This is a genomic window from Pseudomonas sp. BIGb0381 (genome assembly GCF_024809815.1).
Lineage (GTDB): Bacteria > Pseudomonadota > Gammaproteobacteria > Pseudomonadales > Pseudomonadaceae > Aquipseudomonas.
Map to the genome: position 1 here is coordinate 43,588 of NZ_JANUEN010000017.1, position 20,566 is coordinate 64,153.

The window sequence follows — 20,566 nt, forward strand, 5'->3', positions numbered from 1 at the left end:
TGTAGCCGGAAATCAGAACTGCGATTGCAGGTAATTCTCCAGCCCCACCAACTTGATCAGGCCCAGCTGCTTTTCCAGCCAGTAGGTGTGATCTTCTTCGGTATCGTTCAACTGCACGCGCAGGATTTCCCGCGTGACGAAGTCGCTGTGCTGCTCGCAGAGCTCGATGCCCTTGCAGAGCGCGGCACGCACTTTGTATTCAAGGCGAAGATCGGCTGCGAGCATATCAGGTACGCTGGTGCCCACGTCCAGGTCGTCGGGACGCATACGTGGCGTGCCTTCGAGCATCAGGATACGGCGCATCAGTGCATCGGCGTGCTGTGCCTCTTCTTCCATTTCGTGGTTGATACGCTCGTAGAGTTCGGTAAAACCCCAGTCTTCGTACATGCGCGAGTGGATGAAATATTGGTCACGAGCGGCCAGTTCGCCCGTCAGCAACGTGTTGAGGTAATCGATTACGTCGGGGTGACCTTGCATCGCTCTACATCTCCCTGCTTGAAAGTCTGTAGTTTGAACCATGATGACTCGGAGGTCACTGGACTAACGGCAGAAAAGTGAAGATTTCCGGAGAAAAGTAGCTGAAATAACGCAAAAACCGCCCAAATGAGGGCGGTTCTGCTTATCGTTTAGAGTCAGTTAAGCGATACACCCAGTGCCTTTGCGATTGCTTCTCCATAAGCAGGATCTGCCTTATAGAAGTGCTGCAATTGACGCTGGACCACATCACTGGAAACTCCGCCCATTGCCCCCGCGATGTTGCTGGTGAGCAATGTCTTCTGCTCATCGCTCATCAGGCGGAACAGCGCACCGGCATGGCTGTAGTAGTCGGTGTCTTCACGGTGATCGTAACGATCAGCTGCACCGCTCAAAGCCAACGCTGGCTCGGCGTACTGAGGCGCTTGCTTTGGTGCTTCGGCGTAGCTGTTCGGTTCGTAGTTCGGAGTCGCACCACCATTGCTGCCAAATGCCATCGAGCCATCACGCTGGTAGCTGTTCACCGGGCTGCGTGCAGCGTTCACCGGCAGTTGCTGGTGGTTGGTACCCACTCGGTAGCGGTGAGCATCTGCGTAAGCGAATACGCGGCCTTGCAGCATGCGGTCTGGCGATAAGCCAACACCTGGAACCATGTTGCTTGGACCGAATGCTGCCTGCTCCACTTCAGCGAAGTAGTTCTGCGGGTTACGGTTAAGCTCCAACTCGCCCACTTCAATCAACGGAAACTCTTTCTGCGACCAGGTTTTGGTCACATCAAACGGATTCTCGTAATGAGCATTAGCTTGGGCTTCGGTCATGATCTGGATGCAAACCCGCCATTTCGGGAAGTCGCCACGCTCGATCGCACCAAACAGATCACGCTGGGCATAATCAGGATCGGTACCGGCCAAGCGTGCAGCCTCAGCCGGCGCCAGGTTCTTGATACCTTGCTTGGTCTTGTAGTGCCACTTCACCCAGTGCCGCTCGCCGTTGGCGTTAATCAAGCTGTAGGTGTGGCTACCAAAGCCGTGCATATGACGGTAGCCATCGGGAATGCCACGGTCCGAAAACAGAATGGTGACCTGATGCAGCGCTTCGGGAGAGTGCGACCAGAAGTCCCACATCATTTGCGCGCTTTTCAGGTTACTTTGCGGCAAGCGCTTCTGAGTATGGATGAAATCTGGGAATTTCAGCGGATCGCGTATGAAGAACACCGGCGTGTTGTTACCCACGATGTCCCAATTGCCTTCTTCGGTGTAAAACTTCAAGGCAAAACCACGGGGATCGCGCTCAGTGTCTGCCGAACCACGCTCACCACCCACAGTGGAGAAACGCAGGAACGTTGGAGTTTGCTTACCAACGGACTCGAACAATTTGGCGCTGGTGTACTGGGTAATGTCTCGGGTGACCGTGAAGGTACCGTAGGCACCCGACCCCTTGGCGTGCACGCGACGCTCAGGGATGTTTTCGCGGTTGAAATGGGCAAGCTTCTCGATCAGGTGAAAATCGTCAAGAAGCAGCGGGCCGCGCGGGCCGGCTGAACGGGAATTCTGGTTGTCCGCAACGGGAGCGCCGCTGGCGGTGGTAAGGATTTTATTCTGGCTCATGCTCAATTTTCCTCAGGTCGGACTTGGAACTGCCGGCTAATCGGCCTGGAGGAAGTATTGCCGATCAAGATGACACCATCAAATTTATTAAATCATGGTCTTTGATAGAGAATAACTAACCAACCACCAGTACAAAATTGGGAGCTTAGGAAAGTCGGCAGCGACCTGAAAAATATAGATCGCTTTTGCTACACCCACAAAAAACCGGGCACTGGGCCCGGTTCTTAGTTACAGCTTGTCGTCTTACTCGGCGCTTACAGCTTCGCCAGCAGTAGCACGATCAACCAACTCGACGTACGCCATAGGCGCGTTGTCGCCAGCGCGGAAACCGCACTTGAGGATGCGCAGGTAGCCACCCTCACGGGTAGCGTAACGCTTGCCCAGGTCGTTGAAGAGCTTACCAACGATAGCTTTCGAACGAGTACGGTCGAAAGCCAGACGGCGGTTAGCCAGGCTGTCTGTCTTGGCCAAAGTGATCAGCGGCTCAGCAACGCGACGCAGTTCTTTAGCTTTCGGCAGTGTAGTTTTGATCAGCTCGTGCTCGAACAGCGACACCGCCATGTTTTGAAACATGGCCTTGCGGTGCGAGCTGGTACGGCTCAGGTGACGACCACTTTTACGATGACGCATGGTTCATTCCTTACCAAACTCACGTTCGGTGATTACGACGATCAGGCAGTCGCCTTGTCGTCCTTCTTAAGACTTGCAGGCGGCCAGTTGTCGAGGCGCATGCCGAGGGACAGACCGCGGGAGGCCAGAACGTCCTTGATTTCAGTCAAGGATTTCTTGCCCAGGTTCGGAGTCTTCAACAGTTCTACTTCGGTACGCTGAATCAGGTCGCCGATGTAGTAAATGTTTTCCGCCTTAAGGCAGTTAGCCGAACGTACAGTCAGTTCCAGATCGTCAACCGGGCGAAGCAGGATCGGATCGATCTCGTCTTCCTGCTCGATTACCACTGGTTCGCTGTCACCTTTGAGGTCGACGAACGCAGCCAACTGCTGTTGCAGAATGGTTGCAGCGCGGCGGATAGCCTCTTCAGGATCCAGAGTACCGTTGGTTTCTAGATCAATAACCAGCTTGTCCAGGTTAGTACGCTGCTCGACACGGGCGTTTTCCACCACGTATGCGATACGGCGAACCGGGCTGAACGAAGAGTCAAGCTGCAAGCGACCAATGCTGCGGCTTTCGTCTTCATCGCTCTGACGCGAGTCGGCCGGTTCATAACCACGACCACGAGCTACGGTGAGCTTCATGTTCAGGGCGCCGTTAGACGCCAGGTTAGCGATTACGTGATCGGGGTTAACGATCTCGACATCATGATCCAGCTGAATATCGGCAGCGGTAACCACCCCCGAACCCTTCTTCGACAAGGTCAGCGTAACTTCGTCACGGCCGTGCAGCTTGATAGCCAGACCTTTAAGGTTCAACAGGATTTCAATTACGTCTTCCTGTACACCTTCGATGGCGCTGTACTCGTGGAGCACACCGTCAATCTCGGCCTCGACTACTGCACAGCCGGGCATTGAGGACAACAGGATGCGGCGCAGCGCGTTGCCCAGGGTGTGGCCAAAACCACGCTCGAGAGGCTCGAGAGTGATCTTGGCGCGGGTTGGACTGACAACCTGCACATCAATGTGGCGGGGTGTCAGGAACTCATTTACCGAAATCTGCATGGATGCACCTATTTTCTAGCCCTTACTTGGAGTAGAGCTCGACAATCAGGCTTTCGTTGATGTCGGCGGACAGATCACTGCGAGCAGGAACGTTCTTGAAAACGCCCGACTTCTTCTCAGTGTCTACTTCTACCCATTCTACGCGGCCACGTTGGGCACACAGATCGAGAGCTTGGACAATGCGAAGTTGGTTTTTTGCTTTCTCGCGAACTGCGACCACGTCACCAGCACGAACCTGGTAGGACGGAACGTTTACGGTCTGACCGTTAACGCTGATCGACTTGTGCGATACCAGCTGACGGGATTCGGCACGAGTCGAACCAAAGCCCATACGGTATACAACGTTGTCCAGACGGCATTCGAGCAGTTGCAGCAGGTTTTCACCGGTTGCACCTTTCTTGCCAGCAGCTTCTTTGTAGTAGCCGCTGAACTGACGCTCGAGAACGCCGTAGATACGACGGACCTTCTGCTTTTCACGCAGTTGAGTGCCGTAATCGGACTGGCGACCGCGGCGTTGGCCGTGGATACCAGGTGCTGCTTCAATGTTGCACTTCGATTCGATCGCGCGCACGCCGCTCTTCAGGAAGAGATCGGTGCCTTCGCGACGAGCGAGTTTGCATTTTGGACCAATGTAACGAGCCATTCTTTACAATCTCCTGGATTACACGCGGCGCTTCTTCGGCGGACGGCACCCGTTGTGCGGGATTGGCGTCACGTCGGTGATGCTGGCGATCTTATAGCCACAGCCGTTCAAAGCACGGACAGCAGACTCACGACCTGGACCTGGACCCTTGACGTTAACGTCGAGGTTTTTCAGGCCATATTCCAGCGCAGCTTGACCAGCACGTTCAGCAGCTACTTGAGCAGCAAACGGGGTGGACTTGCGGGAACCGCGGAAACCCGAACCACCGGAGGTAGCCCAAGAAAGCGCGTTACCTTGACGGTCGGTGATGGTCACGATGGTGTTGTTAAAAGATGCATGGATGTGGGCGATGCCATCAACCACTGTCTTTTTAACTTTTTTACGAGGACGAGCAGCAGGTTTTGCCATGATAATTTTCCTGTCGATTCGCTGGGGCGATTACTTGCGGATCGGCTTACGCGGACCTTTACGGGTACGCGCGTTAGTCTTGGTACGCTGACCGCGTACTGGAAGACCACGACGATGACGCAGACCGCGATAGCAACCGAGGTCCATCAAACGCTTGATTTTCATGTTGATTTCGCGACGCAGGTCACCTTCAGTGGTGAACTTCGCCACTTCGCCACGCAGCAATTCAATCTGCTCGTCGCTCAGATCCTTGATCTTAGCGGCTGGGTTTACCCCAGCAACCGCGCAAATCTTCTGCGCAGTAGTGCGACCAACACCATAGATGTAGGTCAGCGAGATAACAGTGTGCTTGTTATCTGGAATGTTAACGCCTGCAATACGGGCCATTCAGTGGGACTCCAATTGACAGCTACCTACGCCCCGGAAGCCAAGAAATAGGGCGCGAGATAATATCGCTGTAATAACAAATAATCAACCCGGCAGCGCACTAGCTGCCGGGCTTCAAGCGGATCACACTCAGCCTTGGCGCTGTTTGTGACGCGGTTCCGCGCTGCAAATTACTCGAACAACACCTTCGCGGCGAATAATCTTGCAGTTACGGCACAGCTTTTTCACCGATGCACGAACTTTCATCACCAACTCCTCGAACCTTATGGGTACTCAGCGCAACATGCCGCTGCCGTAACCCTTCAGGTTGGCTTTCTTCATCAGGGATTCGTACTGGTGCGAAACGAGGTGCGATTGTACTTGGGACATGAAGTCCATCACAACCACGACCACGATCAGCAACGAGGTCCCGCCAAGGTAGAACGGAACGTTTGCTGCAACCACCAGGAACTGGGGCAACAAGCACACGGCCGTCATATATAGAGCACCGAACAGGGTCAAACGAGTCAGAACGCCATCAATGTAGCGTGCAGACTGCTCACCTGGACGAATACCCGGAATAAAGGCACCGGACTTCTTCAGGTTTTCCGCTACGTCTTTCGGATTGAACATCAACGCCGTATAGAAGAAGCAGAAGAAAATAATCCCTGCACTAAACAGCAGAATATTCAACGGCTGACCAGGAGCGATCGACTGAGAGAGGTCCTGCAGCCAGCCCATATTTTCAGACTGACCAAACCAGGTACCCAACGAAGCCGGAAACAGCAAAATGCTGCTCGCGAAAATTGCCGGAATAACACCGGCCATATTCACTTTCAGCGGCAAGTGGCTGGTCTGCGCAGCAAAAACCTTACGGCCCTGCTGACGCTTGGCGTAGTGAACAGCAATACGACGCTGGCCACGCTCAATGAACACCACAAAACCGATAATCGCTACTGCCAGCAAACCGATGGCAACCAGGGCAAAGATATTGATATCACCCTGACGCGCAGACTCGAAAGACTGCCCGATTGCTCTCGGAAGACCGGCGACGATACCTGCGAAAATCAACATCGAGATACCGTTACCAACACCACGCTCAGTAATCTGCTCACCCAGCCACATCATGAACATCGCACCAGCCACAAAAGTGGATACCGCGACGAAATGGAAGCCAAAGTCACCAGTGAACGCAACACCCTGCCCCGCCAAGCCAACGGACATGCCGATAGCTTGAACCAGGGCGAGGATGACAGTGCCGTAGCGGGTGTACTGGCTAATCTTGCGACGGCCAGCTTCACCTTCCTTCTTCAACTGCTCCAGCTGCGGGCTGACGGCGGTCATCAGTTGCATGATGATCGATGCCGAGATGTACGGCATGATCCCCAGTGCAAAAATGCTCATCCGTTCCAGCGCGCCGCCAGAAAACATGTTGAACAAGCTAAGAATGGTCCCCTCATTCTGTCGAAACAGGTCTGCGAGTCGGTCCGGGTTGATACCTGGAACCGGGATGTGTGCGCCTATTCGGTAGACGATAATCGCCAGGAACAGAAAACGCAGACGAGCCCAAAGTTCAGACATACCGCCTTTGCCGAGCGCTGAGAGAGCACCTTGCTTAGCCATTTATTCCTCGAACTTGCCGCCAGCTGCTTCGATAGCCGAACGCGCACCTTTGGTGGCGCCGATTCCCTTGCCGATAGTGACAGCGCGAGTCACTTCACCGGACAGCATGATTTTCACACGCTGTACGTTGACGTTGATCACGTTGGCATCTTTCAGGGTCTGCACAGTAACGATGTCGCCTTCCACTTTAGCCAGCTCGGACAGACGCACTTCTGCGCGGTCCATGGCCTTCAGGGAAACGAAACCGAACTTAGGCAGGCGACGATGCAGCGGCTGTTGACCGCCTTCAAAGCCTGGAGCAATGGTGCCACCGGAGCGGGAGGTTTGACCTTTGTGGCCACGGCCACCAGTCTTACCCAAACCGCTACCGATACCACGGCCCGGACGATGCTTTTCGCGACGGGAACCCGGCGCTGGACTCAGATCATTGAGTTTCATCGATTAACCCTCGACACGCAGCATGTAGTAAGCCTTGTTGATCATCCCGCGATTCTCGGGAGTATCCTGGACTTCTACAGTGTGACCGATGCGACGCAGACCCAAACCCTTAACGCACAATTTGTGGTTAGGGATGCGGCCGGTCATGCTTTTGATCAGCGTTACTTTAACGGTAGCCATGATCAGAAGATCTCCTTGACGCTTTTGCCACGCTTGGCGGCAATGGATTCAGGAGATTGCATAGCTTTCAAACCTTTGAAAGTGGCGTGAACCACGTTTACCGGGTTAGTCGAGCCATAGCACTTGGCCAGAACGTTCTGAACACCAGCAACCTCGAGGACAGCACGCATAGCGCCGCCAGCGATGATACCGGTACCTTCAGAAGCAGGCTGCATGTACACCTTCGAAGCGCCGTGAGCGGACTTCATTGCGTACTGCAGCGTGGTGCCGTTCAGATCAACTTGGATCATGTTGCGACGAGCAGCTTCCATTGCCTTCTGGATCGCAGCAGGCACTTCACGTGACTTGCCACGGCCGAAGCCAACGCGCCCTTTACCATCACCAACCACGGTCAACGCGGTGAAAGTGAAGATACGGCCGCCTTTAACGGTTTTGGCTACGCGGTTAACTTGAACCAGCTTCTCAATGTAGCCTTCGTCGCGCTTTTGGTCGTTATTTGACATAACTTAGAACTCCAGCCCAGCTTCACGAGCAGCATCAGCCAGCGCTTTAACGCGGCCGTGGTACTTGAAGCCAGAGCGGTCGAAAGCCACTTGCGAGACGCCGGCGGCCTTAGCACGCGTAGCGACCAGCTGGCCAACCTTTGTGGCCGCGTCGATGTTGCCAGTGGCACCATCACGCAGTTCTTTATCCAAAGTCGAGGCGCTGGCCAAGACTTTGTTGCCGTCGGCCGAGATGACCTGGGCGTAGATGTGCTGCGACGAGCGGAACACGCAGAGACGCACGACTTCGAGTTCGTGCATTTTCAGGCGTGCTTTGCGAGCGCGACGCAGTCGAGTAACTTTTTTGTCGGTCATTTGCTATGCCCTACTTCTTCTTGGCTTCTTTACGACGGACGACTTCGTCCGCGTAGCGCACACCTTTGCCTTTGTACGGCTCTGGTGGACGGAAGTCGCGGATCTCAGCAGCCACTTGACCTACCAGTTGCTTATCGATGCCCTTGATCAGGATATCGGTCTGGCTAGGAGTCTCAGCGGTGATGCCTTCCGGCAGTTCGTAATCCACTGGGTGCGAGAAGCCAAGGGCCAGGTTCAAAACCGTGCCTTTTGCTTGCGCTTTGTAACCAACACCGACCAGCTGGAGCTTACGCTCGAAGCCTTGGCTTACGCCTTGGACCATGTTGTTTACCAACGCACGCGTGGTACCAGCCATTGCGCGAGTTTGTTGATCGCCATTGCGAGCAGCGAAACGCAGCTCACCAGCTTCTTCAACGATCTCAACGGACGAATGGATATTCAGTTCAAGAGTGCCCTTGGCACCCTTCACCGAAAGCTGTTGGCCTGCGAATTTGACTTCGACACCGGCTGGCAGCTTAACGGGGTTCTTAGCGACGCGAGACATGCTTATCCCCCCTTAGAACACAGTGCAAAGAACTTCGCCGCCGACACCGGCAGCGCGCGCAGCACGATCCGTCATCACACCTTTGTTGGTGGAGACGATAGACACGCCCAGACCGCCACGAACTTTCGGCAGATCTTCAGCGGACTTGTACTGACGCAGGCCTGGACGGCTAACGCGCTTCACTTCCTCGATGACCGAACGGCCTTCGAAGTACTTCAGCTCGATGGACAGCAGTGGTTTGATTTCGCTGCTGATCTGATAACCCGCAATGTAGCCTTCGTCTTTCAGGACTTTGGCAACAGCAACCTTCAACTTGGAAGATGGCATGCTTACGACGGACTTTTCAGCCATCTGGGCATTACGGATACGAGTTAGCATGTCCGCTAACGGGTCCTGCATACTCATGGGCTAGACGCTCCTAATACAAAAAAATTAGCCTTGCGGCTACATATGTCGCTGAGAATCTCCGGGTAAAAAACACGGGCTCAGGCGAGCCGCGTATTTTAGACACACTCCAGAAATGAAACAAGCCCCAAAAGGGGCTTGTTCCAGATTCAGGGTCACCGGCGGTCAGTATCTTTCGATTCAGACCACCTGGACGCTGAAAGTACTTACCAGCTGGCTTTAACCAGACCTGGTACGTCACCACGCATTGCCGCTTCACGCAGTTTGTTACGGCCGAGGCCGAACTTGCGGTAAACGCCGTGTGGACGACCGGTCAGGCGGCAGCGGTTACGCATGCGCGAAGCGCTTGCGTCACGTGGCTGCTTCTGCAGGGCAACTGTAGCTTCCCAACGCGCTTCTGGACTTGCGTTCAGATCAACGATGATTGCTTTCAGTGCTGCACGCTTCTTGGCGTACTTGGCAACCGTGAGCTGACGCTTCAGCTCGCGGTTTTTCATGCTCATCTTGGCCATGGTCCTACTCCAATCAGTTGCGGAACGGGAATTTGAAAGCACGCAACAGGGCGCGACCTTCATCATCGTTCTTGGCAGTGGTGGTCAGGGTGATGTCCAGACCGCGGAGAGCATCGATCTTGTCGTAGTCGATTTCCGGGAAGATGATCTGCTCTTTCACGCCCATGCTGTAGTTACCACGACCATCGAAGGACTTGGCATTCAGGCCGCGGAAGTCGCGAACCCGAGGCAGGGAGATCGACAGCAGACGATCCAGGAATTCGTACATACGCTCACGGCGCAGAGTCACTTTGACGCCGATCGGCCAACCTTCACGGACTTTAAAGCCAGCGATGGATTTCCGAGCGTAAGTCACAACGACTTTTTGACCGGTGATCTTTTCCAGGTCAGCAACAGCGTGCTCGATGACTTTTTTGTCGCCGATCGCTTCGCCCAGACCCATGTTCAGGGTGATTTTGGTAACGCGCGGAACTTCCATCACGTTCCCGAGCTTAAGTTCTTCCTTAAGCTTGGGGGCGATTTCCTTCCGGTAAATCTCTTGTAGTCGTGCCATGGTCTTATCTACCTAGCAGTGTTCAAGCATCAACCGCTTTTTGGGTCGACTTGAAGACACGAATTTTCTTACCGTCTTCTACTTTGAAACCAACGCGGTCAGCCTTGTTGGTTTCGCCATTGAAGATGGCGACGTTAGAAGCGTGCAGTGGCGCTTCTTTCTCGACGATACCGCCTTGTACGCCCGACATCGGGTTAGGCTTGGTATGACGCTTGACCAGGTTCAGACCACCAACAACCAGACGGTCGTCAGCGAGAACCTTCAGCACCTTACCGCGCTTACCTTTGTCTTTGCCGGCGATCACGATGATCTCGTCGTCACGACGAATCTTTTGCATGTCGGATCTCCTTACAGCACTTCTGGGGCGAGCGAGACGATCTTCATGAACTTCTCAGTACGAAGTTCACGGGTCACTGGCCCAAAGATACGGGTGCCGATCGGCTCTTGCTTGTTGTTCAGAAGAACAGCAGCGTTGCCATCAAAGCGGATAATGGAGCCATCTGCACGGCGTACGCCGTGACGAGTGCGGACTACAACAGCAGTCATCACTTGGCCTTTTTTCACCTTACCGCGAGGAATTGCTTCCTTCACGGTAACTTTGATGATGTCACCGATACCAGCGTAACGACGATGGGAGCCACCCAGCACCTTGATGCACATAACACGGCGAGCGCCGCTGTTATCGGCCACATCGAGCATGGATTGAGTCTGAATCATATAATTTCTCCGACCCCTAGTCCTTAGACTTCCACAGCGCGTTCGAGAACATCAACCAATGCCCAAGACTTAGTCTTGGCCAGCGGACGAGTTTCACGAATAGTGACTTTGTCGCCGATGTGGCACTGGTTGGTTTCGTCGTGCGCGTGCAGCTTAGTCGAACGCTTAACATATTTACCGTAGATCGGGTGCTTAACGCGACGCTCGATCAAAACGGTGATGGTTTTGTCCATCTTGTCGCTGACAACACGGCCAGTCAGCGTACGGACAGTCTTTTCGGCTTCAGCCATGATCACTTACCTGCCTGCTGGTTGAGCACAGTCTTCACGCGAGCAATGTCACGCTTAACTTGCGAGAGCAGATGAGACTGCCCCAACTGGCCAGTTGCTTTCTGCATACGCAGATTGAACTGGTCGCGCAGCAGGCCGAGCAGTTGCTCGTTCAGCTGCTGTGCGGATTTTTCACGAAGTTCATTCGCTTTCATCACATCACCGTCCGTTTAACAAAGGCGGTGGCGAGCGGCAGCTTTGCAGCAGCCAGGGCAAAAGCCTCACGCGCCAGCTCTTCAGTTACACCCTCGATTTCATACAGGACTTTGCCTGGCTGAATCTGGGCTACCCAGTATTCCACGTTACCCTTACCTTTACCCATCCGAACCTCGAGAGGTTTTTTGGAGATCGGCTTGTCCGGGAATACACGGATCCAGATCTTGCCGCCACGTTTTACGTGACGGGTCAGTGCACGACGCGCTGACTCGATCTGACGAGCGGTGAGACGACCACGAGCTACAGACTTCAGCGCGAACTCGCCGAAGCTGACTTTGCTACCGCGCTGAGCCAGACCACGGTTGTGGCCTGTCATCTGCTTGCGGAACTTCGTACGCTTTGGTTGCAACATTTGGCGTACCCCTTACTTAGCAGCTTTTTTACGAGGCGCTGGTGCTTGTGGTTTCAGTTCTTCTTGGCGACCACCAATTACTTCGCCTTTGAAGATCCAAACCTTTACACCGATCACACCGTAAGTGGTGTGAGCTTCGTAGTTGGCATAGTCGATGTCGGCACGCAGGGTGTGCAGTGGCACACGACCTTCGCGATACCATTCAGTACGTGCGATTTCAGCACCGCCGAGACGACCGCTCACTTGGATTTTGATGCCTTTGGCACCAATGCGCATGGCGTTCTGTACGGCGCGCTTCATAGCGCGACGGAACATTACGCGACGCTCCAGCTGCTGAGCTACGCTCTGCGCAACCAGCATACCGTCGAGCTCCGGCTTGCGGATCTCTTCGATATTGATGTGCACAGGCACACCCATTTGCTTGGTCAGGTCCTGACGCAGTTTCTCAACATCTTCACCTTTCTTCCCGATAACGATACCTGGACGAGCGGTGTGGATGGTGATACGTGCAGTTTGCGCCGGACGATGGATATCGATACGGCTTACGGACGCGCTTTTTAGTTTGTCTTGGAGATACTCACGCACCTTCAGATCAGCGAACAAATAGTCCGCATAAGTCCGACCGTCTGCGTACCAGACGGAGGTGTGCTCCTTGACGATTCCCAGGCGAATGCCAATGGGATGTACTTTCTGACCCATCTCTTCGACTCCGTTACTTGTCAGCAACCTTGACAGTGATATGGCAAGACCGCTTGACGATGCGATCAGCACGGCCTTTGGCACGCGGCATGATGCGCTTCAGCGAACGCCCTTCGTTGACGAAAACGGTGCTGACCTTCAGGTCATCAACGTCTGCGCCTTCGTTATGCTCGGCGTTGGCTACGGCCGACTCCAGCACTTTCTTCATGATCTCGGCGGCTTTCTTACTGCTGAAAGCCAACAGGTTGAGCGCTTCGCCCACCTTCTTCCCGCGGATCTGGTCGGCGACCAAGCGGGCTTTCTGGGCGGAGATTCGAGCGCCCGACAACTTAGCGGCTACTTCCATTTCCTTACCCCTTAACGCTTGGCTTTCTTGTCTGCCACGTGCCCACGATAAGTGCGGGTACCGGCAAACTCGCCTAGTTTGTGGCCGACCATGTCTTCGTTAACGAGAACTGGGACGTGCAGACGACCGTTGTGTACAGCGATGGTCAGACCGACCATTTGTGGCAGGATCATCGAACGACGCGACCAGGTCTTAACTGGTTTGCGATCATTCTTTTCCGCCGCCACTTCGATCTTCTTCAGTAGGTGAAGATCAATAAAAGGACCTTTTTTCAGAGAACGTGGCACTGTCGTATCCCTCTATTTACTTGCGACGACGGACGATCATTTTGTCGGTACGCTTATTACCACGAGTCTTCGCGCCCTTAGTCGGGAAGCCCCATGGCGATACCGGATGACGACCACCAGAGGTACGACCTTCACCACCACCGTGTGGGTGGTCAACCGGGTTCATGGCAACACCACGAACGGTTGGGCGAACGCCACGCCAGCGTTTGGCACCAGCTTTACCCAGCGAACGCAGGCTGTGCTCGGAGTTCGAGACTTCACCCAGGGTCGCGCGGCATTCAGCCAGCACTTTACGCATCTCACCAGAACGCAGACGCAGGGTCACGTAGACACCTTCACGAGCGATCAGCTGAGCCGAAGCACCAGCGGAACGAGCGATTTGCGCGCCTTTACCTGGCTTCAATTCGATGCCGTGTACGGTGCTACCAACTGGAATGTTACGCAGTTGCAGAGCGTTGCCCGGCTTGATCGGCGCCAAGGCACCTGCGATCAGCTGGTCGCCAGCACTCACGCCTTTAGGCGCGATGATGTAGCGACGCTCGCCATCTGCGTACAGCAGCAGAGCGATGTGAGCAGTACGGTTTGGATCGTATTCGATACGCTCGACAGTGGCAGCGATGCCATCTTTGTCGTTGCGACGGAAATCGACCAGACGATAATGCTGCTTATGGCCACCACCAATATGACGAGTGGTAATACGACCATTGTTGTTACGACCACCAGTCTTCGATTTCTTCTCGAGCAGCGGTGCGTGAGGAGCGCCTTTATGCAGCTCCTGGTTGACCACCTTGACCACAAAACGGCGGCCAGGGGAAGTCGGTTTGCATTTAACGATTGCCATGATGCACCCCTTCCTTACTCAGCACTGCTGCTGAAATCGAGATCTTGGCCTGGCTGAAGGGAGATAACTGCCTTCTTCCAGTCATTACGCTTGCCCAGACCGCGAGCAGTGCGCTTGCTCTTACCCAGAACATTCAGGGTAGTAACACGCTCAACTTTCACGCTGAACAGGCTTTCGACGGCCTTCTTGATTTCCAGCTTGGTTGCGTCAGTTGCAACCTTGAAAACGAACTGGCCTTTCTTGTCAGCCAGAACCGTAGCCTTTTCGGAAACGTGCGGGCCAAGCAGAACTTTAAATACGCGTTCCTGGTTCATCCCAGCAGCTCCTCGAATTTCTTCACGGCCGACACGGTGATCAACACCTTGTCGTATGCGATCAGACTAACTGGATCGGAACCCTGCACGTCACGTACATCAACGTGTGGCAGGTTACGAGCAGCCAGGTACAGGTTCTGATCAACAGCTTCAGACACGATCAAAACGTCGGTCAGGCTCATGTTGTTCAGTTTGCCCAGCAGATCTTTGGTTTTTGGACTTTCAACAGCGAAGTCCTGAACCACGACCAGGCGATCAGTACGCACGAGTTCAGCAAGGATGGAGCGCAGTGCTGCGCGATACATCTTCTTGTTGAGCTTCTGAGAGTGATCCTGCGGACGAGCTGCGAAAGTGGTACCGCCGCCACGCCAGATTGGGCTACGGATAGTACCGGCACGAGCACGGCCAGTACCTTTCTGACGCCACGGGCGCTTACCGCCACCACGAACGTCGGAACGGGTCTTTTGCTGCTTGCTACCTTGACGGCCGCCGGCCATGTAGGCCACGACTGCTTGGTGAACCAGCGTCTCGTTGAATTCGCCGCCAAATGTCAGTTCGGAAACTTCGATCGCTTGAGCGTCATTTACATTTAATTGCATGTCAGCTTCCCCTTAACCGCGAGCCTTGGCCGCTGGACGTACAACCAGGTTGCCGCCAGTAGCGCCAGGAACAGCACCCTTGACCAACAACAGATTGCGTTCAGCGTCGACGCGCACTACTTCGAGGGACTGCACGGTCACGCGCTCAGCGCCCATATGACCGGACATTTTTTTGCCCTTGAATACACGACCAGGAGTCTGGCACTGGCCAATAGAGCCCGGGACGCGGTGGGAGACGGAGTTACCGTGAGTGTTGTCTTGACCACGGAAATTCCAACGCTTGATCGTACCCTGGAAGCCTTTACCCTTGGACTGACCGGTTACATCAACCAGTTGACCAGCGGCGAAGATTTCAGCGTTGATCAGATCGCCAGCCTGGTAGTCGCCTTCTTCAAGACGGAACTCCATAACAGTACGACCAGCTGCAACGTTTGCTTTAGCGAAGTGGCCTGCTTGAGCAGCAGTCACACGCGAAGCACGACGCTCGCCGACAGTGACTTGCACTGCACGATAGCCATCGGTTTCTTCAGTTTTGAACTGGGTGACGCGATTCGGCTCGATCTCAATGACCGTAACCGGAATGGAGACACCTTCTTCGGTGAAAATACGGGTCATACCGCATTTACGACCGACTACACCAATAGTCATGTTGTAAACCTCATGAGTGTACGGGGCTTTCACCCGCTATGGCCGCCCATTTCAGAGCGTTACACGACTAAGACCCAAGTCTTAGCCGAGGCTGATCTGTACTTCCACACCGGCCGCCAGATCAAGCTTCATAAGTGCATCAACGGTTTTATCCGTTGGCTGGACGATGTCCAGTACGCGCTTATGAGTACGGATCTCGTACTGGTCACGCGCGTCTTTGTTGACGTGCGGGGAGACCAGAACGGTGAACCGCTCTTTACGGGTAGGCAGTGGAATTGGACCACGCACTTGAGCACCAGTACGTTTCGCGGTTTCCACGATTTCCTGGGTGGATTGGTCGATCAGGCGATGGTCAAAAGCCTTCAACCTGATACGGATTTGCTGATTTTGCATTGGATTTCAGACTCCGGCTGCTATTCCCAGCGAGCGCAATACGCCCGTTAAAAGGAGGCGCAATTCTATAGACGCCCTAGATAGGTGTCAACCCAATAAAAAAGCCCCCGCTGAGCGGGGGCTTTTCAAAGCATCGAAGCTATCTCAAAAGAGACGCTTACTCGATGATTTTAGCTACAACACCAGCACCAACGGTACGGCCGCCTTCACGGATAGCGAAGCGCAGACCGTCTTCCATTGCGATGGTCTTGATCAGGGTAACTTCCATTTGGATGTTATCGCCTGGCATTACCATTTCAACGCCTTCTGGCAGCTGGCAGTTACCAGTCACGTCAGTAGTACGGAAGTAGAACTGTGGACGGTAGCCTTTGAAGAACGGAGTGTGACGACCGCCTTCTTCCTTGCTCAGAACGTAAACTTCTGCGGTGAACTTGGTGTGCGGCTTAACCGAACCCGGCTTAACCAGAACCTGGCCACGCTCAACGTCGTCACGCTTGGTACCACGCAGCAGAACGCCGCAGTTCTCGCCAGCACGACCTTCGTCGAGCAGCTTGCGGAACATTTCAACACCAGTGCAGACGGTGTTGGTGGTGTCACGCAGACCAACGATTTCCAGTGCATCTTGAACGCGAACGATACCGCGCTCGATACGACCAGTAACAACAGTACCACGACCAGAGATCGAGAATACGTCTTCGATTGGCATCAGGAACGGCTTGTCGGTCAGACGAACTGGTTCTGGGATGTAGCTGTCCAGAGTTTCAACCAGTTTACGAACGGCAGTGGTGCCCATTTCGTTATCGTCTTTGCCTTCCAGCGCCATACGAGCAGAACCGATGATGATCGGAGTGTCGTCACCTGGGAAGTCGTAAGTGCTCAGCAGATCGCGCACTTCCATCTCAACCAGTTCCAGCAGCTCAGCGTCGTCTACCAGGTCAGCCTTGTTCAGGAAAACCACGATGTACGGAACGCCTACCTGACGGGACAGCAGGATGTGCTCACGGGTTTGTGGCATCGGACCATCAGCGGCCGAGCAAACCAGGATCGCGCCGTCCATCTGAGCAGCACCGGTGATCATGTTCTTCACATAGTCAGCGTGACCTGGGCAGTCAACGTGAGCGTAGTGACGGATCTTCGAGTTGTACTCGACGTGCGCGGTGTTGATGGTGATACCACGAGCTTTTTCTTCTGGAGCGCTGTCGATTTTATCGAAATCAACGACTGCAGAACCGAAAACCTCGGAGCAGACGCGAGTCAGAGCTGCGGTCAGAGTGGTTTTACCGTGGTCAACGTGACCGATAGTGCCAACGTTGACGTGCGGTAGGGAACGATCAAATTTTTCTTTAGCCACGACAATTAACTCCTTGCCTAAAGGACTGAATCAGCCTTGTTTTTTGGATACAGTTTCAGCGATGTGCGCCGGAGCTGTGTTGTATTTTTTGAATTCCATAGAGTAGCTTGCGCGACCCTGGGACATGGAGCGAACGTCGGTCGCATAACCGAACATCTCACCCAACGGAACCTCGGCGCGAATCACTTTGCCGGAAACCGTGTCTTCCATACCCAAGATCATGCCGCGACGACGGTTAAGGTCGCCCATGACATCACCCATATAGTCTTCAGGTGTAACAACTTCTACCGCCATGATTGGCTCAAGCAACTCACCACCGCCCTTCTGGGCCAGTTGCTTGGTTGCCATGGAAGCAGCCACCTTAAACGCCATCTCGTTGGAGTCGACGTCGTGGTAAGAACCGTCAAAAACGGTTGCTTTCAGGCCGATCAGCGGATAGCCGGCAACAACACCGTTCTTCATCTGCTCTTCGATACCCTTCTGGATAGCAGGGATGTATTCCTTAGGAACAACACCACCTACTACTTCGTTCACGAATTGCAGACCTTCCTGACCTTCGTCAGCAGGGGCAAAACGGATCCAGCAGTGACCGAACTGACCACGACCGCCGGACTGACGAACGAACTTGCCTTCGATTTCACAGTTCTTCGTGATGCGCTCACGATAGGAAACCTGAGGCTTACCGATGTTGGCTTCGACGTTGAACTCACGGCGCATCCGGTCAACCAGGATGTCCAGGTGCAACTCGCCCATGCCAGAGATGATCGTTTGACCAGTCTCTTCATCAGTTTTGACGCGGAAAGATGGATCTTCCTGAGCAAGCTTGCCCAGAGCGATACCCATTTTTTCCTGGTCATCCTTGGTCTTAGGCTCTACGGCAACCGAAATAACCGGCTCCGGGAAGTCCATGCGAACCAGGATGATGGGCTTGGCAGCGTCGCACAAAGTCTCACCAGTAGTGACGTCCTTCATGCCGATCAAGGCCGCGATGTCACCAGCGCGCACTTCCTTGATCTCTTCACGGGCGTTTGCGTGCATTTGCACCATACGACCCACACGCTCTTTCTTGCCTTTGACCGAGTTGATCACGCCGTCGCCGGAGGCCAACACGCCCGAGTAAACGCGGACGAAGGTCAGAGTACCCACGAATGGGTCGGTAGCGATCTTGAACGCCAGAGCCGAAAACGGCTCGCTGTCGTCGGCATGACGCTCCATCTCTTCTTCCTCGTTATCAGGGTTGGTACCCTTGATAGCAGGAATGTCGGTTGGAGCAGGCAAGTAGTCGATCACGGCGTCGAGAACCAGGGGAACACCCTTGTTCTTGAAGGAAGAACCGCAAACAGCCAAGACGATCTCACCAGCGATAGTACGCTGACGCAGAGCGGCCTTGATTTCCGCGTTGGTGAGTTCTTCACCTTCGAGGTACTTGTTCATCAGCTCTTCGCTGGCTTCGGCGGCAGCCTCAACCATGTTGTTGCGCCACTCGTCAGCCAGTTCCTGCAACTCTGCAGGGATAGGCTTGCGAACAGGAACCATACCTTTGTCAGCGTCATTCCAGTAGACCGCTTCCATGTTGACCAGATCGATCTGACCCTGGAAGTTGTCTTCGGAACCGATAGCCAATTGGATTGGCACCGGAGTATGACCCAGACGCTGCTTGATCTGACCGATCACGCGCAGGAAGTTGGCACCAGCACGGTCCATCTTGTTTACGTAAACAAGACGTGGAACGCCGTACTTGTTGGCTTGACGCCATACGGTTTCCGACTGAGGCTCGACGCCCGAGGTACCGCAGAACACAACGACAGCGCCGTCGAGTACGCGCAGGGAACGCTCAACTTCAATAGTGAAGTCTACGTGGCCTGGGGTATCGATAACGTTGAAGCGGTGCTCATCTTTGTACTGCTTCTCGGAACCTTTCCAGAAGGCGGTAATAGCAGCAGAAGTAATGGTAATACCACGCTCCTGCTCCTGAACCATCCAGTCTGTGGTCGCGGCGCCGTCATGCACCTCGCCCATTTTGTGACTTTTGCCGGTGTAAAACAGTACGCGCTCAGTGGTGGTGGTTTTACCAGCATCCACGTGAGCAACGATACCGATGTTACGGTAGCGGCTAATCGGAGTAGTACGAGCCATAAAGCCCTCGCAAAATTAGTGAAGCTAAGATTAGAAGCGGTAGTGCGAGAAAGCTTTGTTAGCTTCAGCCATACGGTGCACGTCTTCACGCTTCTTAACAGCAGCACCTTTACCTTCAGCAGCGTCCAACAGTTCGCCGGCCAAACGCAGAGCCATAGACTTCTCGCCGCGCTTACGGGCGAAGTCTACCAACCAGCGCATTGCCAGAGCGTTACGACGGGACGGACGAACTTCGACCGGAACCTGGTAAGTAGCACCGCCTACACGGCGCGACTTCACTTCGACCAGCGGAGCGATGGCGTCGAGAGCTTTCTCGAAGATTTCCAGGGGGTCGCTGTTCTTGCGCTCTTTAACCTTTTCCAGCGCGCCATAAACGATACGCTCGGCAACGGCTTTCTTGCCGCTTTCCATCACGTGGTTCATGAACTTGGCCAGAATTTGGCTTCCGTATTTTGGATCGTCAAGCACTTCGCGCTTGGCTGCTACGCGTCTTCTTGGCATGGATAAGCCCTCAAACGGTCTTCAGGTTCGCTCGGAATCGGTGCCCTTTCGGGACGCCTCCGACCTTACTCTTATCGACTCAGAAAATAAGATGATTCAGTTTTACAAAAAGCCGCTACTACTTAGGCTTCTTGGTACCGTACTTCGAACGACCCTGGTTACGACCTTTAACGCCGGAAGTATCCAAGGAGCCGCGTACGGTGTGATAACGAACACCTGGCAAGTCTTTTACACGACCGCCGCGGATCAGTACCACGCTGTGCTCTTGCAGGTTGTGGCCTTCACCACCGATGTACGAGGAAACCTCGAAACCGTTGGTCAGGCGCACACGGCATACTTTACGCAGTGCCGAGTTAGGTTTTTTCGGCGTGGTGGTATACACACGAGTGCATACGCCACGACGTTGCGGGCAGTTCTGCAGCGCAGGCACGTCGGATTTCTCGACGATACGCTTACGCGGCTGACGTACCAGCTGGTTGATAGTTGCCATCTACTAGCTCCACTGTTGTCTTGCGACGCTATTGTCTTGCAAGAAAAGCAAAATGGCAGGAACG

General features: G+C 54.2%; 34 protein-coding genes. All 34 read right to left on the reverse strand.

Going from position 1 to position 20,566, the window contains the following annotated elements; all coding sequences use genetic code 11:
• Positions 1-12: 12 nt before the first annotated feature.
• Positions 13-477 carry a bacterioferritin gene (gene bfr, locus M2397_RS28580; RefSeq protein WP_032884537.1) on the reverse strand — a complete coding sequence of 155 codons (465 nt, stop codon included), beginning with the start codon at positions 475-477 and terminating at the stop codon, positions 13-15.
• A gap of 155 nt (positions 478-632) precedes the next feature.
• Positions 633-2,081: a catalase gene (locus M2397_RS28585; protein WP_145336808.1), complete on the reverse strand. Its 1,449-nt coding sequence runs from the start codon at positions 2,079-2,081 to the stop codon at positions 633-635.
• 243 nt (positions 2,082-2,324) lie between these two features.
• A complete protein-coding gene (gene rplQ, locus M2397_RS28590) occupies positions 2,325-2,711 on the reverse strand; it encodes a 50S ribosomal protein L17 (RefSeq protein WP_003176402.1) in 387 nt (128 codons plus the stop codon).
• Positions 2,712-2,752: 41 nt separating this feature from the next.
• Positions 2,753-3,754, reverse strand: coding sequence for a DNA-directed RNA polymerase subunit alpha (locus M2397_RS28595; RefSeq protein ID WP_003176403.1), 1,002 nt, complete (start codon positions 3,752-3,754; stop codon positions 2,753-2,755).
• Between the two features lie 22 nt (positions 3,755-3,776).
• Positions 3,777-4,397, reverse strand: coding sequence for a 30S ribosomal protein S4 (gene rpsD / locus M2397_RS28600; protein WP_003176404.1), 621 nt, complete (start codon positions 4,395-4,397; stop codon positions 3,777-3,779).
• Between the two features lie 18 nt (positions 4,398-4,415).
• Complete coding sequence (gene rpsK, locus M2397_RS28605) at positions 4,416-4,805, reverse strand: 30S ribosomal protein S11 (RefSeq protein ID WP_002555466.1); 390 nt, start codon at positions 4,803-4,805, stop codon at positions 4,416-4,418.
• Between the two features lie 30 nt (positions 4,806-4,835).
• Complete coding sequence (rpsM, locus tag M2397_RS28610; RefSeq protein ID WP_024077676.1) at positions 4,836-5,192, reverse strand: 30S ribosomal protein S13; 357 nt, start codon at positions 5,190-5,192, stop codon at positions 4,836-4,838.
• A gap of 129 nt (positions 5,193-5,321) precedes the next feature.
• A complete protein-coding gene (rpmJ, locus tag M2397_RS28615) occupies positions 5,322-5,438 on the reverse strand; it encodes a 50S ribosomal protein L36 (RefSeq protein ID WP_002555468.1) in 117 nt (38 codons plus the stop codon).
• Between the two features lie 27 nt (positions 5,439-5,465).
• Positions 5,466-6,794 (reverse strand): preprotein translocase subunit SecY, encoded by a 1,329-nt coding sequence (gene secY, locus M2397_RS28620; RefSeq protein WP_003176406.1) that lies wholly within the window; start codon positions 6,792-6,794, stop codon positions 5,466-5,468.
• Positions 6,795-7,232 carry a 50S ribosomal protein L15 gene (gene rplO / locus M2397_RS28625; RefSeq protein WP_003176407.1) on the reverse strand — a complete coding sequence of 146 codons (438 nt, stop codon included), beginning with the start codon at positions 7,230-7,232 and terminating at the stop codon, positions 6,795-6,797.
• A gap of 3 nt (positions 7,233-7,235) precedes the next feature.
• Entirely contained in the window at positions 7,236-7,412 is a 177-nt protein-coding gene (gene rpmD / locus M2397_RS28630; RefSeq protein ID WP_003176408.1) for a 50S ribosomal protein L30, read from the reverse strand.
• A 2-nt stretch (positions 7,413-7,414) separates the two neighbouring features.
• Entirely contained in the window at positions 7,415-7,915 is a 501-nt protein-coding gene (gene rpsE, locus M2397_RS28635; protein ID WP_003186035.1) for a 30S ribosomal protein S5, read from the reverse strand.
• Between the two features lie 3 nt (positions 7,916-7,918).
• Positions 7,919-8,269 (reverse strand): 50S ribosomal protein L18, encoded by a 351-nt coding sequence (gene rplR / locus M2397_RS28640; RefSeq protein WP_003186037.1) that lies wholly within the window; start codon positions 8,267-8,269, stop codon positions 7,919-7,921.
• A gap of 10 nt (positions 8,270-8,279) precedes the next feature.
• Positions 8,280-8,813, reverse strand: a complete 534-nt coding sequence (gene rplF, locus M2397_RS28645; RefSeq protein ID WP_003176412.1) for a 50S ribosomal protein L6 — start codon at positions 8,811-8,813, stop codon at positions 8,280-8,282.
• Between the two features lie 12 nt (positions 8,814-8,825).
• On the reverse strand, positions 8,826-9,218 hold the full coding sequence (gene rpsH, locus M2397_RS28650; protein WP_003176413.1) for a 30S ribosomal protein S8: 393 nt from the start codon (positions 9,216-9,218) through the stop codon (positions 8,826-8,828).
• A 206-nt stretch (positions 9,219-9,424) separates the two neighbouring features.
• Entirely contained in the window at positions 9,425-9,730 is a 306-nt protein-coding gene (gene rpsN / locus M2397_RS28655; RefSeq protein ID WP_003176414.1) for a 30S ribosomal protein S14, read from the reverse strand.
• A 13-nt stretch (positions 9,731-9,743) separates the two neighbouring features.
• The gene (rplE, locus tag M2397_RS28660; RefSeq protein ID WP_003194642.1) at positions 9,744-10,283 is read right to left on the reverse strand and encodes a 50S ribosomal protein L5; all 540 of its coding nucleotides are present in this window, start codon (positions 10,281-10,283) and stop codon (positions 9,744-9,746) included.
• A gap of 22 nt (positions 10,284-10,305) precedes the next feature.
• Positions 10,306-10,620, reverse strand: coding sequence for a 50S ribosomal protein L24 (gene rplX, locus M2397_RS28665; protein ID WP_007896770.1), 315 nt, complete (start codon positions 10,618-10,620; stop codon positions 10,306-10,308).
• A gap of 11 nt (positions 10,621-10,631) precedes the next feature.
• Positions 10,632-11,000, reverse strand: coding sequence for a 50S ribosomal protein L14 (gene rplN / locus M2397_RS28670; RefSeq protein WP_002555479.1), 369 nt, complete (start codon positions 10,998-11,000; stop codon positions 10,632-10,634).
• Between the two features lie 23 nt (positions 11,001-11,023).
• A complete protein-coding gene (gene rpsQ / locus M2397_RS28675; protein WP_003176419.1) occupies positions 11,024-11,290 on the reverse strand; it encodes a 30S ribosomal protein S17 in 267 nt (88 codons plus the stop codon).
• A 2-nt stretch (positions 11,291-11,292) separates the two neighbouring features.
• Positions 11,293-11,484, reverse strand: a complete 192-nt coding sequence (rpmC, locus tag M2397_RS28680) for a 50S ribosomal protein L29 (protein ID WP_002555481.1) — start codon at positions 11,482-11,484, stop codon at positions 11,293-11,295.
• Positions 11,484-11,897 (reverse strand): 50S ribosomal protein L16, encoded by a 414-nt coding sequence (gene rplP / locus M2397_RS28685; protein ID WP_003232424.1) that lies wholly within the window; start codon positions 11,895-11,897, stop codon positions 11,484-11,486. The genes rpmC and rplP overlap by 1 nt, the downstream gene beginning before the upstream one ends.
• Positions 11,898-11,909: 12 nt before the next feature.
• Complete coding sequence (gene rpsC / locus M2397_RS28690; RefSeq protein WP_003176422.1) at positions 11,910-12,596, reverse strand: 30S ribosomal protein S3; 687 nt, start codon at positions 12,594-12,596, stop codon at positions 11,910-11,912.
• Positions 12,597-12,609: 13 nt separating this feature from the next.
• Positions 12,610-12,942: a 50S ribosomal protein L22 gene (rplV, locus tag M2397_RS28695; RefSeq protein WP_003103908.1), complete on the reverse strand. Its 333-nt coding sequence runs from the start codon at positions 12,940-12,942 to the stop codon at positions 12,610-12,612.
• Positions 12,943-12,953: 11 nt separating this feature from the next.
• Positions 12,954-13,229 carry a 30S ribosomal protein S19 gene (gene rpsS, locus M2397_RS28700; protein ID WP_003232420.1) on the reverse strand — a complete coding sequence of 92 codons (276 nt, stop codon included), beginning with the start codon at positions 13,227-13,229 and terminating at the stop codon, positions 12,954-12,956.
• A gap of 16 nt (positions 13,230-13,245) precedes the next feature.
• Positions 13,246-14,070, reverse strand: a complete 825-nt coding sequence (gene rplB / locus M2397_RS28705; protein WP_003210080.1) for a 50S ribosomal protein L2 — start codon at positions 14,068-14,070, stop codon at positions 13,246-13,248.
• 14 nt (positions 14,071-14,084) lie between these two features.
• Positions 14,085-14,384 carry a 50S ribosomal protein L23 gene (gene rplW, locus M2397_RS28710; RefSeq protein WP_002555488.1) on the reverse strand — a complete coding sequence of 100 codons (300 nt, stop codon included), beginning with the start codon at positions 14,382-14,384 and terminating at the stop codon, positions 14,085-14,087.
• Positions 14,381-14,983 carry a 50S ribosomal protein L4 gene (gene rplD / locus M2397_RS28715; protein WP_003176424.1) on the reverse strand — a complete coding sequence of 201 codons (603 nt, stop codon included), beginning with the start codon at positions 14,981-14,983 and terminating at the stop codon, positions 14,381-14,383. The genes rplW and rplD overlap by 4 nt, the downstream gene beginning before the upstream one ends.
• A 12-nt stretch (positions 14,984-14,995) precedes the next feature.
• Entirely contained in the window at positions 14,996-15,631 is a 636-nt protein-coding gene (rplC, locus tag M2397_RS28720) for a 50S ribosomal protein L3 (RefSeq protein WP_007253310.1), read from the reverse strand.
• Positions 15,632-15,712: 81 nt separating this feature from the next.
• Complete coding sequence (gene rpsJ, locus M2397_RS28725; RefSeq protein WP_003186070.1) at positions 15,713-16,024, reverse strand: 30S ribosomal protein S10; 312 nt, start codon at positions 16,022-16,024, stop codon at positions 15,713-15,715.
• A 157-nt stretch (positions 16,025-16,181) separates the two neighbouring features.
• Entirely contained in the window at positions 16,182-17,375 is a 1,194-nt protein-coding gene (tuf, locus tag M2397_RS28730; RefSeq protein WP_027605166.1) for an elongation factor Tu, read from the reverse strand.
• Between the two features lie 30 nt (positions 17,376-17,405).
• A complete protein-coding gene (fusA, locus tag M2397_RS28735) occupies positions 17,406-19,511 on the reverse strand; it encodes an elongation factor G (protein ID WP_145336809.1) in 2,106 nt (701 codons plus the stop codon).
• A gap of 30 nt (positions 19,512-19,541) precedes the next feature.
• On the reverse strand, positions 19,542-20,012 hold the full coding sequence (gene rpsG / locus M2397_RS28740) for a 30S ribosomal protein S7 (protein WP_002555493.1): 471 nt from the start codon (positions 20,010-20,012) through the stop codon (positions 19,542-19,544).
• A 118-nt stretch (positions 20,013-20,130) separates the two neighbouring features.
• Positions 20,131-20,502 (reverse strand): 30S ribosomal protein S12, encoded by a 372-nt coding sequence (gene rpsL / locus M2397_RS28745; RefSeq protein WP_002555494.1) that lies wholly within the window; start codon positions 20,500-20,502, stop codon positions 20,131-20,133.
• Between the last annotated feature and the right edge of the window lie 64 nt (positions 20,503-20,566).

What these genes read in the sequence shown, in the direction of transcription:
- bfr (WP_032884537.1), bottom strand. Translation starts at nt 477, where the DNA reads ATGCAAGGTCACCCCGACGTAATCGATTACCTCAACACGTTGCTGACG.
- M2397_RS28585 (WP_145336808.1), bottom strand. Translation starts at nt 2,081, where the DNA reads ATGAGCCAGAATAAAATCCTTACCACCGCCAGCGGCGCTCCCGTTGCG.
- rplQ (WP_003176402.1), bottom strand. Translation starts at nt 2,711, where the DNA reads ATGCGTCATCGTAAAAGTGGTCGTCACCTGAGCCGTACCAGCTCGCAC.
- M2397_RS28595 (WP_003176403.1), bottom strand. Translation starts at nt 3,754, where the DNA reads ATGCAGATTTCGGTAAATGAGTTCCTGACACCCCGCCACATTGATGTG.
- rpsD (WP_003176404.1), bottom strand. Translation starts at nt 4,397, where the DNA reads ATGGCTCGTTACATTGGTCCAAAATGCAAACTCGCTCGTCGCGAAGGC.
- rpsK (WP_002555466.1), bottom strand. Translation starts at nt 4,805, where the DNA reads ATGGCAAAACCTGCTGCTCGTCCTCGTAAAAAAGTTAAAAAGACAGTG.
- rpsM (WP_024077676.1), bottom strand. Translation starts at nt 5,192, where the DNA reads ATGGCCCGTATTGCAGGCGTTAACATTCCAGATAACAAGCACACTGTT.
- rpmJ (WP_002555468.1), bottom strand. Translation starts at nt 5,438, where the DNA reads ATGAAAGTTCGTGCATCGGTGAAAAAGCTGTGCCGTAACTGCAAGATT.
- secY (WP_003176406.1), bottom strand. Translation starts at nt 6,794, where the DNA reads ATGGCTAAGCAAGGTGCTCTCTCAGCGCTCGGCAAAGGCGGTATGTCT.
- rplO (WP_003176407.1), bottom strand. Translation starts at nt 7,232, where the DNA reads ATGAAACTCAATGATCTGAGTCCAGCGCCGGGTTCCCGTCGCGAAAAG.
- rpmD (WP_003176408.1), bottom strand. Translation starts at nt 7,412, where the DNA reads ATGGCTACCGTTAAAGTAACGCTGATCAAAAGCATGACCGGCCGCATC.
- rpsE (WP_003186035.1), bottom strand. Translation starts at nt 7,915, where the DNA reads ATGTCAAATAACGACCAAAAGCGCGACGAAGGCTACATTGAGAAGCTG.
- rplR (WP_003186037.1), bottom strand. Translation starts at nt 8,269, where the DNA reads ATGACCGACAAAAAAGTTACTCGACTGCGTCGCGCTCGCAAAGCACGC.
- rplF (WP_003176412.1), bottom strand. Translation starts at nt 8,813, where the DNA reads ATGTCTCGCGTCGCTAAGAACCCCGTTAAGCTGCCAGCCGGTGTCGAA.
- rpsH (WP_003176413.1), bottom strand. Translation starts at nt 9,218, where the DNA reads ATGAGTATGCAGGACCCGTTAGCGGACATGCTAACTCGTATCCGTAAT.
- rpsN (WP_003176414.1), bottom strand. Translation starts at nt 9,730, where the DNA reads ATGGCCAAGATGAGCATGAAAAACCGCGAGCTGAAGCGTCAGCTCACG.
- rplE (WP_003194642.1), bottom strand. Translation starts at nt 10,283, where the DNA reads ATGGCACGACTACAAGAGATTTACCGGAAGGAAATCGCCCCCAAGCTT.
- rplX (WP_007896770.1), bottom strand. Translation starts at nt 10,620, where the DNA reads ATGCAAAAGATTCGTCGTGACGACGAGATCATCGTGATCGCCGGCAAA.
- rplN (WP_002555479.1), bottom strand. Translation starts at nt 11,000, where the DNA reads ATGATTCAGACTCAATCCATGCTCGATGTGGCCGATAACAGCGGCGCT.
- rpsQ (WP_003176419.1), bottom strand. Translation starts at nt 11,290, where the DNA reads ATGGCTGAAGCCGAAAAGACTGTCCGTACGCTGACTGGCCGTGTTGTC.
- rpmC (WP_002555481.1), bottom strand. Translation starts at nt 11,484, where the DNA reads ATGAAAGCGAATGAACTTCGTGAAAAATCCGCACAGCAGCTGAACGAG.
- rplP (WP_003232424.1), bottom strand. Translation starts at nt 11,897, where the DNA reads ATGTTGCAACCAAAGCGTACGAAGTTCCGCAAGCAGATGACAGGCCAC.
- rpsC (WP_003176422.1), bottom strand. Translation starts at nt 12,596, where the DNA reads ATGGGTCAGAAAGTACATCCCATTGGCATTCGCCTGGGAATCGTCAAG.
- rplV (WP_003103908.1), bottom strand. Translation starts at nt 12,942, where the DNA reads ATGGAAGTAGCCGCTAAGTTGTCGGGCGCTCGAATCTCCGCCCAGAAA.
- rplB (WP_003210080.1), bottom strand. Translation starts at nt 14,070, where the DNA reads ATGGCAATCGTTAAATGCAAACCGACTTCCCCTGGCCGCCGTTTTGTG.
- rplW (WP_002555488.1), bottom strand. Translation starts at nt 14,384, where the DNA reads ATGAACCAGGAACGCGTATTTAAAGTTCTGCTTGGCCCGCACGTTTCC.
- rplD (WP_003176424.1), bottom strand. Translation starts at nt 14,983, where the DNA reads ATGCAATTAAATGTAAATGACGCTCAAGCGATCGAAGTTTCCGAACTG.
- rplC (WP_007253310.1), bottom strand. Translation starts at nt 15,631, where the DNA reads ATGACTATTGGTGTAGTCGGTCGTAAATGCGGTATGACCCGTATTTTC.
- rpsJ (WP_003186070.1), bottom strand. Translation starts at nt 16,024, where the DNA reads ATGCAAAATCAGCAAATCCGTATCAGGTTGAAGGCTTTTGACCATCGC.
- fusA (WP_145336809.1), bottom strand. Translation starts at nt 19,511, where the DNA reads ATGGCTCGTACTACTCCGATTAGCCGCTACCGTAACATCGGTATCGTT.
- rpsG (WP_002555493.1), bottom strand. Translation starts at nt 20,012, where the DNA reads ATGCCAAGAAGACGCGTAGCAGCCAAGCGCGAAGTGCTTGACGATCCA.
- rpsL (WP_002555494.1), bottom strand. Translation starts at nt 20,502, where the DNA reads ATGGCAACTATCAACCAGCTGGTACGTCAGCCGCGTAAGCGTATCGTC.